This is a genomic window from Thalassoglobus sp. JC818, from assembly GCF_040717535.1.
GTDB lineage: Bacteria > Planctomycetota > Planctomycetia > Planctomycetales > Planctomycetaceae > Thalassoglobus.
In genome coordinates this window covers 1-16,069 of the sequence record NZ_JBFEFI010000010.1, presented here as the reverse complement: position 1 = coordinate 16,069, position 16,069 = coordinate 1, and the positions used below count along the sequence as shown (strand labels likewise).

Annotated in this window: 11 protein-coding genes; 7 read left to right on the top strand and 4 right to left on the bottom strand. The window is 50.9% G+C overall.

Features of this window, described 5'->3' with window-relative positions:
* The first annotated feature begins 27 nt into the window (after nucleotides 1-27).
* From tssE to tssH, 4 genes are all read left to right on the top strand, one after another.
* A complete protein-coding gene (tssE, locus tag AB1L42_RS20710) occupies nucleotides 28-513 on the top strand; it encodes a type VI secretion system baseplate subunit TssE (RefSeq protein ID WP_367060841.1) in 486 nt (161 codons plus the stop codon).
* An 8-nt stretch (nucleotides 514-521) separates the two neighbouring features.
* Entirely contained in the window at nucleotides 522-2,360 is a 1,839-nt protein-coding gene (tssF, locus tag AB1L42_RS20705; protein ID WP_367060838.1) for a type VI secretion system baseplate subunit TssF, read from the top strand.
* Complete coding sequence (gene tssG / locus AB1L42_RS20700; protein ID WP_367060835.1) at nucleotides 2,318-3,427, top strand: type VI secretion system baseplate subunit TssG; 1,110 nt, start codon at nucleotides 2,318-2,320, stop codon at nucleotides 3,425-3,427. Before tssF ends, tssG begins: the two co-directional genes overlap by 43 nt.
* Nucleotides 3,428-3,833: 406 nt before the next feature.
* Nucleotides 3,834-6,548, top strand: coding sequence for a type VI secretion system ATPase TssH (gene tssH, locus AB1L42_RS20695; RefSeq protein ID WP_367060832.1), 2,715 nt, complete (start codon nucleotides 3,834-3,836; stop codon nucleotides 6,546-6,548).
* Nucleotides 6,549-7,069: 521 nt separating this feature from the next.
* On the opposite strand, the gene AB1L42_RS20690 is transcribed toward tssH, so the two are convergent.
* From AB1L42_RS20690 to AB1L42_RS20675, 4 genes are all read right to left on the bottom strand, one after another.
* The gene (locus AB1L42_RS20690) at nucleotides 7,070-8,179 is read right to left on the bottom strand and encodes a PIN domain-containing protein (RefSeq protein ID WP_367060829.1); all 1,110 of its coding nucleotides are present in this window, start codon (nucleotides 8,177-8,179) and stop codon (nucleotides 7,070-7,072) included.
* A gap of 335 nt (nucleotides 8,180-8,514) precedes the next feature.
* Complete coding sequence (locus AB1L42_RS20685) at nucleotides 8,515-8,823, bottom strand: hypothetical protein (RefSeq protein ID WP_367060827.1); 309 nt, start codon at nucleotides 8,821-8,823, stop codon at nucleotides 8,515-8,517.
* A 369-nt stretch (nucleotides 8,824-9,192) separates the two neighbouring features.
* On the bottom strand, nucleotides 9,193-10,032 hold the full coding sequence (locus AB1L42_RS20680; RefSeq protein ID WP_367060824.1) for a hypothetical protein: 840 nt from the start codon (nucleotides 10,030-10,032) through the stop codon (nucleotides 9,193-9,195).
* A gap of 786 nt (nucleotides 10,033-10,818) precedes the next feature.
* Nucleotides 10,819-11,481 carry a PEP-CTERM sorting domain-containing protein gene (locus AB1L42_RS20675; RefSeq protein WP_367060821.1) on the bottom strand — a complete coding sequence of 221 codons (663 nt, stop codon included), beginning with the start codon at nucleotides 11,479-11,481 and terminating at the stop codon, nucleotides 10,819-10,821.
* A 1,190-nt stretch (nucleotides 11,482-12,671) separates the two neighbouring features.
* Between AB1L42_RS20675 and AB1L42_RS20670 the strand changes: the two genes are divergently transcribed.
* The 3 genes from AB1L42_RS20670 (at nucleotide 12,672) to AB1L42_RS20660 (ending at nucleotide 15,829) form a co-directional block, all read left to right on the top strand.
* Entirely contained in the window at nucleotides 12,672-13,130 is a 459-nt protein-coding gene (locus tag AB1L42_RS20670) for a hypothetical protein (protein ID WP_367060818.1), read from the top strand.
* A gap of 1,293 nt (nucleotides 13,131-14,423) precedes the next feature.
* A complete protein-coding gene (locus tag AB1L42_RS20665; RefSeq protein ID WP_367060815.1) occupies nucleotides 14,424-15,404 on the top strand; it encodes a hypothetical protein in 981 nt (326 codons plus the stop codon).
* Between the two features lie 125 nt (nucleotides 15,405-15,529).
* A complete protein-coding gene (locus AB1L42_RS20660; protein ID WP_367060812.1) occupies nucleotides 15,530-15,829 on the top strand; it encodes a hypothetical protein in 300 nt (99 codons plus the stop codon).
* Nucleotides 15,830-16,069 lie beyond the last annotated feature (240 nt).

Below are 16,069 nucleotides of genomic sequence, written 5' to 3'. Positions count from 1 at the left end.
CACTGAACCGACGGAAGGAGACGTTCGATGAGTCAGGGGGACCGTCATCGTCACCAGATTCGCCAGTCCGTACTCGATCGCCTGATGGATGATGAACCAGATCGACAGCAGGATGACCCAGTCACTGAGACGCAACTGCTGAGGAAGATCGAGGACTCAGTCCGCAGGGATGTCGAAGATTTGCTGAACACCAAGTACCGTTGTCAGGATTGGCCACCGCAGTTCGATTCGCTCGAGGACTCGCTGATCAATTACGGACTTCCCGATTTTACAGCCGCCGGATTCAATGCGATCAACGAGCCGGACGTGCTGATCTCGTCCATTAAGACAGCGCTGCGGCTTTTCGAGCCAAGGCTGAAGAATGTACGCGTCGAGAAAGTCAAGAATCCAGATTACTACGATCGGACTTTTCGCTTCCGCATTCTGGCGACACTGGTCATCGAGTCGCTCGAACAGGACGTTCGGTTTGATTCGATCATGGAATCGGCCTCCGGCCAATTTGAAGTGGGGTAAACGGAAGAATGGCCGATTCAATTGATGCCTGGTACCAACGCGAGTTGGAATATCTGCGCACAGCTGGAGCAGACTTTGCGCAGCGATACGGGAAGATTGCAGACCGCCTGAGTTTGAGTGCCACTGAAACACAAGACCCGCACGTCGAACGATTGCTGCAGGGAGTCGCCTTTCTCAACGCTCGCGTGCGGCAGAAGCTGGACGATACGTTTCCTGAACTCGTCGATGCGATTCTCGGAATTCTATATCCGCATCTGGTGTCGCCGATTCCCTCGATGTCGATCGTCGAATTCGCGATGAGCCCCAAGCAGCAAGATCTGGTCGGAGGATCAGAGATTCCCCGAGGAACTCCTCTCGAGACAGAACGAGTCGATGGCTTCTCGGGCAGCTATCGAACATGTTCATCAGTTCGTCTGTTCCCCCTGACCGTACAAAACGCAGAGATTCTTCCCCCACCATTTCAGGGTCCTCAGACGTCACAGTCAGCGAATGCCGAGTCTGCGTTGCATTTGACTTTGCAGCCGTTTGATCAAAAGAAACGCATCTCAGAGTACGACTTCGATAAGCTGCGCTTCTATGTTGACATGAGCAACTTCGAGCGGGCTGCTCGCCTCGTCGAATTGCTCTCCACAGCCAGCCTCGAAGTCGCAATCGGCGGGGATGATCCGGACAAACCAGCATGCGTCCTCCCAGCTTCATCTCTCCGACAAGTCGGATTCGATGATGAAGACGCAGTGCTTCCAACACCCGTTCAGTCTTTTCCCGGGTATCGATTACTGACGGAATACTTCATTCTGCCTCGCAAATTTCTCTTCTTCGAAATCACCGGGTTAACACCCGAAGTGCGTAAAGCGGCCGGCTCAAAGCTGGATCTCTGGGTGTATCTCAAGATACATGACAAAGATCTCGAATCACTAGTGCGACCGTCGGTCATCAAGCTGGGATGCACACCGATTGTCAACTTGTTTCAACAGACAGCCGATGCCATTCCACTCGGGCGAAATCGCTCCGAATACCGTCTCATTCCCGATGGACGGGCCGAAGGCTTCAAAGAGATTTACACGATCGACGACGTCCGCGTTACCGATGACGATTCCGAAGATGTGTATGCTCCTTTCTTCTCCGTCTCTCACAAACATGGCCGGTCGTCAAGATATTGGAACGCGACCCGGCGTCCCGGCCCGAAAGCTCGCGACGTCGGGAACTCCGATGGTCCTTCTGAAGTCTATATGACTTTCGTGGATGAACAGTTTCGCGACTTACGCAAAGGGAACGGAACGCTCCGCACCCGGCTGACATGCTTCAACAGGCTCATTCCCGAGCAATTGAGCAAACGCGAGTTATCGAAAATTCGCCTGAATCCTGTTGGCGGACTCGGCGTCGTCGGGAGTATTCATTGTCTCGTTTCTCCAACACGAACGGTCCGGCAACATCTCGGCATCCGCAACTTGTGGCCGCTGATTTCTCAGTTATCTCTGAATCACCTGTCGCTGACCGGTCAGGAAGGATTGAAAGCTCTCCAGGAAATTCTGCGGCTTAACGATCCGATTGCTTCCGTGCACACCGAGAAACTCGTTTCAGGTCTTCTGGAAGTGCAGGCAGAACCTTGTGTCGCTCGCGTGGCGGGAATCTTTGCACGTGGGACAGAAGTCCAATTTCTCCTCGATGACGAAAGCTACACCGGCGACAGCGCGTATCTCTTTTGCAGCGTCGTCGACCGATTCTTATCGATGTATTCTTCGCTCAATTCGTTCACTCGCACCAGTGCCAATACAGTCCTTCGCAAAGAGAAAGGGGTCACATCATGGAAGTGGGTGCCGAAGGTCGGTCATCGACCTCTGATCTGATCCGCCTTCTCACCGAGCGGTATGCGGAGTTTGATTTCTTTCAGGCTGTGCGACTGTTGCAGAGTGCGTTGATGCTGGAAGTCGACAGCCGCTACCGACGGTCCATCGGGATGGACGCATTGTTCCAGAATGAGAGAATCCGTTTTCGGTCGTTCCAGTCGCTGACGTTCCCTTCGACGGAAATATCGCGGATTCGGCAGTTGGACGACGACGATAACCCGTCGGCGGAAGTGACAGCGACATTCATGGGGCTGACCGGCCCGAATGGAGTTCTTCCTCCGCACTACACTTCGCTCGTCATTGAAAGATCTCACGTCCAGAATAAGGACTATTCTCTCCGAGACTTTTTCGATCTGTTCAATCATCGAGCCCTTTCGTTCTTCTTTCAGGCGAGCGAGAAACATCGTTTGCCCTTTGTGTACGAGCGAAGCCAATTCATTGAACACCGAGAGAATGCGATCACGACTTCGCTGCGAGCTGTGACAGGCATTGCCGGTCCGGGTCTAAAGGATCGCAGTTCTTTTCACGACGAAGTTATTTTGTATTTCGGAGGTTTGTTTGCCGATCGTTGTCGAAGTGCGGCCGGACTGAAACAACTGTTGCAGGCGTATTTTCAATCCGATGTCGACGTTGAACAAATGTGCGAACGTTGGATGTACTTGCCGAGTGAATGTCTGTCGTCGTTCGTTGTTGGCAACTCAATGCTCGGCGGAAACATGCAGCTGGGCGCGAACGTCGTCGCAGGCTCACGAATGCGTGAGATCCAGAGTCTGTTCCGAGTCATTTTTCGGCTGATGACTTGGAAGCAGTTCCTCACGTTCCTTCCGGGAAGTGATGGGCATCAGCAAGTGACTGAACTTGTTCATCACTATGCAGGCATTGACCTCGATTTTGAACTCGAGTTTTCGATCCCCTCTGAAGAAGTTTGTCCGATGTCGCTCAATCGCAGTGATGAGTCGAAACCGATGCTGGGATGGACGACCTGGTTAGGAAAGCCACCGGAGAACACCAGAGTCAATGATGCACGATTCCGATACGGATACGGCGGGATGCCGTTTTCGAACTGAAGGAACAAACGCGATTGAAGATGCTGACTGACAGCAAACGGGGATAAATTCGCCGGTGAAATGAATTCACAACTCCTGCTGAAACTTGAATTTGAATCGGTCACACAAGACCATGACGACTTCGAGGTCAGCAGAATCAATTCGGACCGAAACAATTGAAATTGGCAGGCACTGAGTCAACGAACGAACATCGCGGGAACCAAGAGTCATTGAGAGTCTTCACAGGGGTGAGCGGTTTGCTCAAAAGTTGCATCAAAGCGGAAATTGAATCGTTGGGTGTTTTAAGAGAACTCTTCGATTCGCACCTTAATAGTTTCACTTCCAGAACAGTTTTCAAAGTACTTTTCACCAACTCGCATGAGCAATTCGCTCTCAGCATTTCATCACTCGAATAGTGGGCGGCACCATGGCAAGTCTTCAATTAAAACCATTGATCGCAAAGCTGAACGACACATCCACGCGGACGCTCGAAGCAGCTGCCGGATTATGTCTTTCAAGAACGCATTACAATGTTGAAGTGGAGCACTGGTTGCTGAAGCTTCTGGAAGTGCCGAACAGCGATCTCGCAGCCATCTGCAACGCGTTTTCCGTCGACGTCTCTCGACTGACGAGCGATCTCACTAAAGCGATCGACAAGTTCAAGTCCGGCAATTCGAGCCAGCCCGTTCTGTCTCAGCACGTGGTTGATCTGGCACGCGAAGCGTGGGTGATTGGTTCCGTCAACTACGCAGCCCCACGAACTCGTTCCGGACATCTGGTCCTTGCACTGCTCGATGACAGTTCCTTGAGTCAGATCGCGCGAGGAGTTTCTCCTGAGCTTCAGAAGATCTCGTCAGAGTCGCTCGCGAAAGATTTTCTCGACATCACCTCCGAGTCCGTCGAAGCTGGCTATACCGAGCCTGTCAAAGGCAGCGCCGGTGGTGCAACACCAGGCAAAGGACCATCACAAACTCCGTCTCTCGATCAATACACGATCGATTTGACTGAACGTGCCCGCAATGGCAAGATCGATCCCGTGCTTGGGCGAGATCGAGAAATTCGTCAGATCGTCGATATCCTGACGCGACGACGTCAAAACAATCCAATCATGACAGGTGAAGCGGGGGTGGGAAAGACCGCGGTCGTCGAAGGCTTCGCTCTCCGCATCGCTCAAGGAGATGTTCCTCCCGCACTTCGAGACGTCGCTGTGAGAACGCTCGACCTCAGCCTTCTGCAAGCTGGAGCCGGCGTCAAAGGAGAGTTTGAAAACCGTCTCAAATCGGTGATTGAAGAAGTCAATCGCTCAGTCACACCGATCATTCTGTTTATCGATGAAGCCCACACTCTGATCGGGGCAGGGGGACAGGCCGGGCAAGGGGACGCTGCGAATCTGCTCAAGCCTGCACTGGCTCGTGGAGAACTTCGAACCATCGCTGCAACGACATGGGCTGAGTACAAGAAGTACTTCGAACGGGACGCCGCGCTCGCTCGTCGTTTCCAGGTCGTCAAAGTTGAAGAGCCCAGCGAAGAACAAGCTATCAACATGATGCGTGGACTCGCTGCGACGTTGCAGTCACACCACAATGTCGAGATCCTCAACGAAGCAATTGAAGACTCCGTCCGTTTGTCGAACCGGTACATCTCCGGCCGGCAACTCCCCGACAAGTCCGTCAGCTTGCTCGACACCGCCTGTGCCCGTGTTGCCATCAGCCACACAGCGACTCCCGCCAGCATCGAAGACTGTCAAAGAACCATCGATCAAACGGCGGTCGCGATCGAATCACTCGAACGCGAAGCTGCGATTGGTGCCGACAACCAAGAGAAAATCGAGAGTCTTAAAAAGGTCAAAGCAGAGTGCCACGCTCGATACGATGAATTGATGGAGCGTTGGGAAAAGGAACGCGAACTCGTCGGAACAATTCGAAAGATCCGGGCTCAGCTCTCCGGAAATTCTCTCGAAGATCTTGTTCTCCCACCCGGGAGCGAAACAGGTGAGAAAGACTCCTCAAAAACCGAAGCCGCCGCGCAAGCGGAACTCTCCGATGAGGACCGTCAAAAGCTTCTGGCAGATCTCGAAAAACTGACGCTGGAGCTTTCAGAGATTCAAGGCGAAGAGCCGCTTCTGCAGCCCTGTGTTGACAGTCAGTCGGTCGCGGAAATTGTCTCCTCCTGGACAGGGATTCCGGTCGGGCGAATGGTCAGCGATGAGATCAATACTATCCTCCAGCTTGAACAGAGACTCGCAGATCGTGTCGTCGGTCAGAATCATGCTCTGAAGGCGATCACGAAAAGTATCCAGACATCACGAGCGAATCTGACCGATCCAAGTCGACCGATCGGGGTTTTCTTCCTAGTCGGACCAAGTGGTGTGGGAAAAACCGAAACGGCAATCTCGCTGGCGGAACTGCTCTACGGCGGAGAGCAGAACATGACCACCATTAACATGAGCGAATTCAAAGAAGAACACAAAGTCTCTCTGCTCATGGGATCGCCTCCCGGCTATGTCGGCTACGGCGAAGGCGGCGTTCTGACCGAAGCTGTTCGTCGAAAGCCTTACAGCGTCGTCTTGCTCGATGAAATGGAGAAAGCCCATCCGGGTGTTCAGGACATCTTCTATCAGGTCTTCGACAAGGGGAACATGAAAGACGGTGAAGGACGAGACATCGACTTCAAGAACACCGTCATCCTCATGACCTCAAATGCTGCGACTGACACCATCATGGGATTGTGTGCCGACGAAGAACTGATGCCCGGACCAGAAGCACTCGCCGAAGCACTTCATCCGGAACTTCTCAAAACGTTCAAGCCGGCATTCCTCGGCCGTATGAACATCGTCCCGTACTTCCCGCTGAAGGACGAAATTCTTCGAAAGATCGCGGAGCTGAAACTCGGCAAAGTCAAACGGCGTGTTGCTGAACACCACGGAGCAGAACTCGTCTGGACCGATGCCGTTCTCGATCACATCGTGAGTCGCTGCACAGAAGTCGATAGCGGAGCTCGAAACGTCGACAAAATTCTCAACGGTTCCATGCTGCCCCAAATGTCCGCCGAATTCCTGTCACGCATGGCGGAAGGAACAAAGACCAATCAAGCCACCGTTGACGTCGGCGAAGATGGCGAGTTCGTCTTTACACTGAGCTAATCAAAACGCATCGACTGGGCGGCCCGGACAAGACGTACCCGAGCCGCCCAGCGATCTCTGAATCAATAACTACCAGCGGGCCGACTGTCGAATGTGAGATAGCGTTCCTCGCTGTATAAGCAGTGAGAACAGCTATTAAGATGTTTGGGGACGTCAAACCCCATGTCTGTATCGATGGAGATTGGCAGAGTGAAGAGTGATCTGCTCTGGAATTCTCTTGAGAGGATGGATTGAACCAGGACCTCATTTGAACTGATGAATTTCATCAATCGAATTTGGAATGCCATCTGGAAAACATGCCCACGCCAGCGAGGGCATGGCACCCGTGCTTTCGTTCCAGAGCACGTTCCGCCTACGACTCCACGTTTTCCTCCCCTCCAGCACACTGACTTACTTCCCTAACCCCAACTCTCAAAAGCCTGGTTCAAACTCTAGAGGCATTTCAAACCATTGCCTTCAAATCCGACGCTCAGGGTCGCCGGATGGTTCTGTCGCGTAGACGAACGATGCCCATGCATCTTTCACTCGTGAACCGCATTTCCGTCCTTGTCTATGTCTTGGTCTTTTCTCTTCAGTTGCTCTTCGAGCTTCTTGGTCACGGCACTACCGGATAGCATTTCCTTGATCTTTTGTTGCTCTTCGAGCATCTTGGTCACGGCACTACCGGATAGCATTTCCTTGATCTTTTGTTGCTCTTCGAGCATCTTGGTCACGGCACTACCGGATAGCATTTCCTTGATCTTTTGTTGTTCTTCGAGCATCTTGGTCACTGCACTACCGGATAGCATTTCCTTCATCTCTTGTTGCGCAATTCCATCGCAAGAAATAATCTCTTCCAGCAATTCGTCCATTGTGTGTGTCCGCTCGACAACAGCTTCTTCTCGTGCGATTTCGTCTTCCGTAGCTACGAACTGTTCAATCTCATTGAGAACTCGTCCGACAACGACGAAGTATTTCAGGCCATTATTCTCGATGAGTGATTGCAACTCAGGAGCAATACGGTCTTTGAATGCATTGTCATCTTCGCCTCTCTTTTCGTCGGAGAAGTCTTTTGTGTTGTGAGTCACAAAGACCGATCTATCCTCGGGCATCGCATTTGCCCATTCAACCGCTGAAAAAAATATCAATGCATCCGCCATACTATTTCGCATCCGAAACGGCGCCTTCTTCTCGAGAGCATGGTGAATTGCTAACGACCGGCTGTTACTCGACACTGATACTCCAATAGTTTCGTCCGAATCAAGTATCCTCTCAATAGCAACAATTCGTTTGGCGGCTATCTTTGCCCCCAGTGCCTTGGGATCAACAGAGGAGATTTGGTCTGGCACAGTATTGGAATCACCTTCGGCGACGAACGACTGGAATTGAAGTGCAGACCGTCGGCTTTCAACGACTTGATTCGTGATTTGGTCCACGATCTTTCTTTTGCAGCCATCCCATTCGGATCGAATGAGCTCCGGAAGAACTACCGTGGCCTTACCGTCATCGACCAACTTGGCGAGCTTGGCGATGAGATTGACCTCGAATACCGCGAGGTCAACCCAAACACATGTGTCAAGAATAAGGTAATGCAACGCTATCTCGGAACAACTGAAAAGGAAATGATCTCGCGACAGAACTTCCAAAAACACGGAGTCGCGACAAGTGATTGTACATTTGATTTCGCCCGACTTCGCGATGGCTGGGTGGCATTGCAGAAAGAACTACTGAGCCGGGTGCCATGCCCTCGCTTGCGTGGGCATGCTTTGGTCGTTGTTGGATGGTAAAGTTGGCGATGCATTCTTTCCATCGAAAAACTCGAAGAGTCTACAGCATTGACGCAGATACCCATTTCCTGACGTTTTCGTGGTTTCGTCGACTTCCTCTGTCGGTTAACGGCCGAACATGCCAGCAACGTACGGTCCGCAGGGTGGCCCAGCCGATCTCGGTCGGGCCACCTCGCGCTGCCTGCTCCGACAAAGGTAATTCATTTATGGATTTCGTAGTTGAAATGTGTCGCAATCTCCATCTTCTTTTGAATGAACGTGACTGTCCCAGATTTGGGAAAGGTGTTATAGTCATCAATGTCGACCTTAAATGTAAACCCATTGCGATCTCGACCTCCGCCAACAGACGGTAACTCTTGTCCATTACACTTCATGTCAATATCGAACAACAACGTACCCTTCGAGAATAGCGTTGACTCAGCGAAATCAATCCGTATACACAACCGCTTTCTCGAAGTGATTCTCTTTCTGACAGGAAATGACTCGTAGTACTCAGGGATCGCTTCCACCCATGCCTCCTTTGGGAGAAAGTCACTGCTTGGATCTTCGGTCGTCTTAGTTAAAGTTACACTGGCGATAAGCAAGCCTTGAGCCTTGGCCTTGTGAGCCGATGCAGACGGAGTGCTAAATCTGGGCTTACTGCCTCCAACTATCAGTATTGACGTGCCAGTCAGCACGACGAGCACGGCGGATATTACCATAGCTATCTTAGCCACGTGCGATATTGCCCATTTTGACCAGCCTGCTACATTGTCAGAAATCATGGGAGGCCTTCTGGGCATTGCCCCGCACTTACTACACTTTCGGCAAGGCTGTTCCAATAACTCAAGCAGCTCAGGTGGCATTCGGCGGCTCAAAACGAGTGAGATCAACCCCTCTCATTCGGTTTTTTCTTTCACATTTGCAAACAGCCCGCTCACAAGTTCGTCCAAATTCTGTGCGGTGATTCTTTCAACTCCCGTCAGCTGGTTGCTTGGGTAACGCTTCCGTTTGCCATCAAGCATCCCCTGACGGGAAAACCTCGGCTCGGCTCCCTGCAAATCGATGACCATTTCTTCCAGGGGAACAGACTGGAATTTGGCGAGCGTCACGATGCTTCGATGTAGTGTCCATTGATCTCTTCGTTGAAGGTTTATAGGTCCTGGAAATTGAATCTGTATTGGTCCTGGAATAGGGGTTCGACTGGACGTGACAATCACTTCTGGAAGGACGAACTCCTGATCCCCGTCTGCAACGGTCATTGTTTCAACGACGACGCTGTTCGACTGCAAAACTCCTCCCCTGCTCTGCTTGTGCTGAATAACCATGGAATGCTCCGGGTCAAAATAGACACTCACAGTGTAATCAACAGGGGGAGCGCGTTTGATCTGCAATACTTTCGACGGAATTCCACAGTCGCTGACACCGTCTGTGAGAGAGACCGTCGCGGTTTTCGAATTGAGTAGTGACAGTAAAATGGAAAGATCTCTCGATCGAGAACCGGTTGCCCCGACGGGGACTGCAGGAGAAACGCCCGCGCGCTCGTCAAAGCCAAATTCACGGCACTGGACGTGTCCACGCCAGATATCGTGTTTGGAACGCTGTTTGTGCATTGCCACATAAAGACGCGAGGCAGGAGTTTCCAGAAAATATGTAGAGAAGTTGGTTTGGGCTAAGACAACTTGATCGTCTTTGTCAACGGGATCTACAGACGACGGTTCTCCTTTGGCTTTGCTCATAAATGTCCCGTCATTAGATAGCCAACTGCAAAATGTTGTTGAGACGGGGGAGCTTCGGTCGAATCCTTCGTCCAACACTTGGTCGGGATCTTTGCAGATTCCAAATTGATGAACCCATTTCAGACGAATGTTTTTCAGGATTCTATTCTCACGCAACCGAGCCGCCAGAATTAACTCACGAGCTTCAGAGATCGTTGTAGACATTTCACTTGTGGACGGGGAATTCTCGTCTGCAAGTGCAACCGATGGCATCAGACCTGAAATCGCCAGAAAAGAAATCGTCAGGCACTTGTTCATGATAGCCGCTTCCATTGAAGAATGATCAAAATCAAATTCATTGGGCCGGAATGCCATGCCCTCGCTTGCATAAGCCTCCACACATTATTCCATGGCGGTACTTAGAATTGCCAGGCCGGCGGCATTGCAGAAAGAACTTGGGTGCTGGGTGCCATACCTACGGCTGCGTGGCACGGTCTACGCTCTCTGAGAACGTCGCTCTCCAAGAGTCATTGGCAAACAAGGTCATTCGTCCATAACAGGAGAAGGTCGGCTCGTCCAACTGCCCGGCTTCGAGAAAGTGTTTGATCCGTTTCCGGTGTGGAATCTGGTCAAACCATCGTACGTCCAGCAAACACTGCTAGACAAGAAAGCAGTGGTGCCCGGCGTGTCTAGACTCATCGCATTGGAAAGCTTGTGGCACGCGGGGACCCACCCAAGCGTGTTGATGAGATTCATTCGTAAAGCGTGGCGGAGGGGGGAGTGTGCTCGACAGCGGCAGGGAGTTGATTACGGTTTCCGTCGTCGACGTGTACCGTATGCGATCGTGCTTGCACCTAGGCCGAAGAGCGCCATCGACGTCGGTTCTGGTACCGTATTAAATGGGTTGACATCAACGTTGTCCAGCATTGCGTCGAACCCGCCACCTGCCGTTTGAGGGTCAGAATAGTCGGCGAATCGCAAAGTCGTGGAGCTTGAAACGGCGATGAACCAGTATGAATAGGAATTGTAAACATCTGCTGAAGGACTGGAGTTACCCGGGCCAGGCGTTGAGTCTGTCACAACATCGAACATAAAGGAAGTTCCGCCGAGCCCAGCACCGTTGATGAGATCTACATAGAGAGTTGCAGCTTGGTTTGGCTGGTTGACCGAGTACTTTCCAAAGTCGAATGTAAGCAAATACTCCACACCTGCTTGCGTGGCGAAAGTTTGCCAAAGCGCCCCTGTCGATGGAAGATTGCCATGGCTGAACGCGACGGCAAGTGATCCCTCCGTCACGCCTTGATTCCCAACAACCCTGAGATTTCCTGTGGAATTCCAATCGTCGGGAAGCCCTGCGGTTGCGGCTTCAAAACCTCCGTTTGTAATCAATCCAGCCCGAGTCGACTCAGGTGTAATTGCCGCCAATCCGCAGAAGGCGATGACGGCGAGTAGTAAAATGTGAGACCTCATCGTTTAAATCCTCCGGTCATGTTCACCAATGGCGTAGCTCGTCCCGACATGTTCGGGTTGACTAGAAATTTCGCGAAGTTCGACCGTAGAATTGCTGGAGACGTGTTGCAAGAAAATCCAGAAAAATAGACCGAATCCCTTAGATCAAGAGAGGGATTCGGGACATTGGAGTAGCTGTCAATCGTTGAGGTTTACAAAATTGGACCAAGCGTTGCGACACGCTGTTTCGTGAGTGATGAGTGGGGGAAACTCCTCGCAAGAAAGTGATTCCGTTGATCATCACGAATTAGTGGCGCTTAAAGAGATACCTGAAGCCAGAAGTGTTGCATGCGAATGATTGGTCACTTCAAGAAGTTTGTGGATTATTGGCTGCTTGGGGGATGGAGAGTTTGGAGAGAGGTTCAGAAGTATGAACAAGAACGTGTCATGCGACAGCTGGATAAGTTTGCAGTTGGGTACATGAGAACGGGAAGTTTTGATCTGGCATTTGCATTTTTTCGAGCGCGTCGAGAGTCGGTAACGCGAATGAAGTCCAGCTCCGAACCGTGGGTTGGCAACTTGGTGGATGCTCGGCTGTTTTATGAAGCAGTGTGTGCGTATTTTTACCAAGAGTATCAAGAATCTTTTCACTTGTTTTGTCGCGTCGTAAGAGAAGACTCAGATTGCATACGTGCGAGACAATGGCTGCGGTGGCTTCTGGCGACATGTGAATCTGCTCGGGTGAGGACAGCTCCGGCAGACCTCTGCTTGGAGAAAGACTCGGGAATCGTAGATTGGTGCGATTTCAGGAATGCTCCCGTGTTCGATATCGAGGTGGAATGTGTGTGCTTTGCTCACGAAGGTGAGTTCGAAAAGGCAAGAACGCTCGTGCAGAAACTCGAACGCGCATATCCAGACTATGGAAAGAGAAAATGTGAGTCGCATGTCGTCGAGAGCATTCGAAATGAGCAGAGAGTCGTGATGAGGAAAGAGCATGTCGCCTCAATGGGCAAGCGTTGGATCGAACAGGCTACGGATTTAAACTGACACTACGAACCGTAAGTGCGTCAAGAGATTGGCAGACATGGTTTTGAAGTCGTTTCCTTGGATGAAATGCAATGCGATTAACGTTGATAGGTTTCTGAACCTTCGACAGAAGATTTTCACTCATGCTCGGGTGCGGACCGTGTAGTGGCCGAGGAGACTGAGTTGTGTCGGAAACGGCGAACGAATTGCGTGATAAGTCGCGACGACTGTTGAGAGACGTGCATTCAACCGGATACGAAACAGTTCGGGCTGAACTAAAACGATTGATCGATAAGTCGAGAAAAGATCACGCTGATGATGTTTTTCTGATCCGCTTTCTATCCAATCAACTCTTGGTCGCCACAGCCTATTTCCTGGGACCGATTGAAGAAATGGAAGAGACTTTTCAGCACTGCGTGGCTGTGGGCCACAATACACCTTATGACCGATACTCCCAATTGCTCATTTTCGCTGCCTGGTGTGAAGATCAGGGTCATCCCAAGCGAGGGAGTGCATTGATTGAAGAAGCTAGTTTAATCGTAGGCAACAGTTTTGATAGCACTCGCGATGCGTTGGCAATCCAAGAGATGAGAGTCGAGATTGAAAAACACAGAGTTCGTATTGCTGCATTGGAAGGAGATTGACAGGCGGAGCAGACTGGCCCTATGTGACTGATTTGCATCAATAACTTTCCAGTCTCAGGGACTATTTGATTGAATCGTCCGCGAGCAAATGAGGCATTCCCACGCAATCGAGGGCATGGCACCCAGGCTGCGGGAATCCCCGACATTTATCATTATCTTTATGAATACAGTCCGGAGTTCCGGCTAGGTCGTGAATCAGGGAGCCATCTGCCGGGAGAGATTTCGCGATGACACAAGCTGTTGATGACAAAATCTCAGAGTATTATGCGTTGAAACCAACGGAGTACACATTGCTTGAGTCGCTCACGATACGTCAGGGATTCGGGGCAACTGGTATCATGCAACAGTCTTTGTCAATTGTGCTTTGCAAAGACAGTGGCGACTCCAACACAAAGCTCTCTCTGGACTTCATTGGCGTGAGACGATTAGAGATCAAACAGCCGGAGCTAAGTCAGATAACGCTTTCCCATGTTGAAATTCTACCGGGGTATAGCTTACCTCAAGTTGAGAGCGAGTATCTGGTTCGGGACCCAGAACAAGAGCGAATTCTCCGGTTTGAATGCGGGGATTTCGAGGCACGGATGCGATAGCATCTTTGCGTTTCCAGTCACTTCTGTATCACAATGTTCGCAGGCCGTGCCGGTTTGAATGGTTGGAGCTTCGCCGGTTGAGCAGGCTTCCACGGCTTGAACACCGGCACGACTGCTGGCGGCGGCTTGGGCTTCTTGCTCAAGTTCTTGTTGACGGCGGGATCCCGTGGCAACGGGTTCATCTTCGACAGGCCGATCACAGCATTCTTGTTGTAGAGCCAGAAGTAAGCGTAGGTCGGGCTATTGCCCGACGTTCTGGTATGTTGTGATACACCAGCATCATTGCGGGGCCTTTATGATTTTCCGGAAGCGTGCAAACTCTACGAAGGCAACCGCATGCAGGGGACGGAACTGAGGGAGGACACAGATTACCTGACCGATGCCTGGGACCACCGCAACCAACTGACCGAAGTAGCCGTGTATTTGAGGCTGGGTGGCACTTCGGAAAGTACTTGAGGGCACGGCACCCAGGCTGTGTACGATCGGAGAGGAAATGACGACTCGCCCCAACCAGCTATTGAACGTTCGGCTGTGATGCTTGATACTTGATGGTTCCGTGGTGCCCATTAGGAGAATTGCTATGAGAATGTTCTATTGCTGCCTATGTATGTTGCCATTTGTGTCAACTGCGGGTCGCTCAGTTTTGGCTCAGGAGAACGCACCCCCATCTCAGGCGTCTGAATTCCAGTTCAACGAAGAGAGGATGCAGCACGTTTTTGCAGAGCTTGAACGTGAGTCAAGCACCCCGCTTATCGAAGTTTCAACAGACGATGCTGTTAAGATTTGGGAAGTCTTGTGGAAACGGCGGCAAGTCGATTTTCCTCATTCGGGAATAGTCGAATTCGAATCAATCCGAAAAATTGACGATGACAGCACACCTGAACGAAGGGATCCCGTTGAGAACATTCCAGTCAGGCAAAAGTTCTACTTCGATGAAGATGGTTTTCGGTCCGACCGAGCATCGATCACATTGCAGGATGTTGAGGAAATCGCAGGTAGTGTGTATGCGAGACGTTACGACACTCGAAGATATATTTCAGCAATCGGAAATGAGAATACCATCGCTCATGAAGACGACACCGGACTTCCTCCAGTCGGAAATCTAAGAGCCAGCGCTGATTTTCAGATTTGCCCAACAACGCATTTGGGGTTCTGGCCGGGGTCATTCGCTACATGTCGATCGAAGCTCGCTTCTGAACTTCTACACAAACTCATCGAAAACAGCTTGGAAGTAAAAGTCGGGTTTGCTGACGAAGGAAAAGAGCAACCTTCCAGGCTCATCCTATTGTCAGACCGCGGGGCTATTTTGTCATACGAACTCGATCCTGAGCGTGATTTCATTCCCACGAAGGCTGTGGCGGTTTCATCGGATGAAATGTCCCGAACTTCAAGAAGCGAGAAGGCGATCTCTTGGAGAGAACACGTTGGAGTGGATCACAGCTGTTGGTTTCCTGAAGAGATTACGTACAAACACTGGGTTGATGGTGTACTAAGAGTTGATGAAGCTGTTACTACGGAGATTGTGCAGCTTTATTCTCCACTCCAAGATGAGATCTTTACGTGGGAATCACTCGGACTCGTCCCAGGTACAACCGTTGAGTTTAGAGGACGCGATGGACAACCGGAAATGAAGACATGGGACGGCGTTGATTTTGGTCCCTGGAATCCAAAGCTTCTCCAATAAGGGTCCAGTAGGCTGGGGCTTACAAATTATTGAGTGATGCGTGAACACCGATTGATTGAATCGTCCCCCAACCCGGGAGTCATGCCCACGCAAGCGAGGGCATGGCACCCGCGCGAAACAAAGTCATGATTTCTTCGAGTACCCTAAAACAGTTGTTTGTCGTCACCGCGACGCTCGTACTATTCGGACTGTTACTATTTGGCTATGGCATTGTGACATTTGACACTCCTCCCGTTGACATGCAGAAGTTCACAATGATTGCGGTTGGAATGCGTAAAGACGAAGTTGTTGAGTTGCTTGGAACTCCAGATAATCAACATGATTATGATACGTTATGGGAGTTCTCCCGTCCATTTTCCTGGCCGGTCGTCCTAATTTCCTTTGATGATGAAGGGAAGTGCATTGACAAGCATTATGACTACTAGAATTTTTCGAACGCTTTTGGTCAAAATATTCGGCCGACATCGAAGTTCATTGACAATCCAGATTTGACACTGGCTAAGAGGCTCGATTTCGGTCGAGCTTTGATGACCGGGTCAAGTGGCAAGCCCTGAAGAATGAAGAGCGCAGGACCTGGAAAGTTGAAATTTAATGTTCTTTCACGACATATCTAAAACGAGTCGTTATTTGCATTGTCTTGTTGGCGAACATAAGCTCTCCGTTCT

Bases quoted from the DNA above. Each gene is read 5' to 3' on its own strand.
- tssH (WP_367060832.1), top strand. From the start codon at position 3,834: ATGGCAAGTCTTCAATTAAAACCATTGATCGCAAAGCTGAACGACACA.
- tssF (WP_367060838.1), top strand. From the start codon at position 522: ATGGCCGATTCAATTGATGCCTGGTACCAACGCGAGTTGGAATATCTG.
- AB1L42_RS20680 (WP_367060824.1), bottom strand. From the start codon at position 10,032: ATGAGCAAAGCCAAAGGAGAACCGTCGTCTGTAGATCCCGTTGACAAA.
- AB1L42_RS20660 (WP_367060812.1), top strand. From the start codon at position 15,530: ATGATTTCTTCGAGTACCCTAAAACAGTTGTTTGTCGTCACCGCGACG.
- tssE (WP_367060841.1), top strand. From the start codon at position 28: ATGAGTCAGGGGGACCGTCATCGTCACCAGATTCGCCAGTCCGTACTC.
- AB1L42_RS20675 (WP_367060821.1), bottom strand. From the start codon at position 11,481: ATGAGGTCTCACATTTTACTACTCGCCGTCATCGCCTTCTGCGGATTG.
- tssG (WP_367060835.1), top strand. From the start codon at position 2,318: ATGGAAGTGGGTGCCGAAGGTCGGTCATCGACCTCTGATCTGATCCGC.
- AB1L42_RS20665 (WP_367060815.1), top strand. From the start codon at position 14,424: ATGCAGCACGTTTTTGCAGAGCTTGAACGTGAGTCAAGCACCCCGCTT.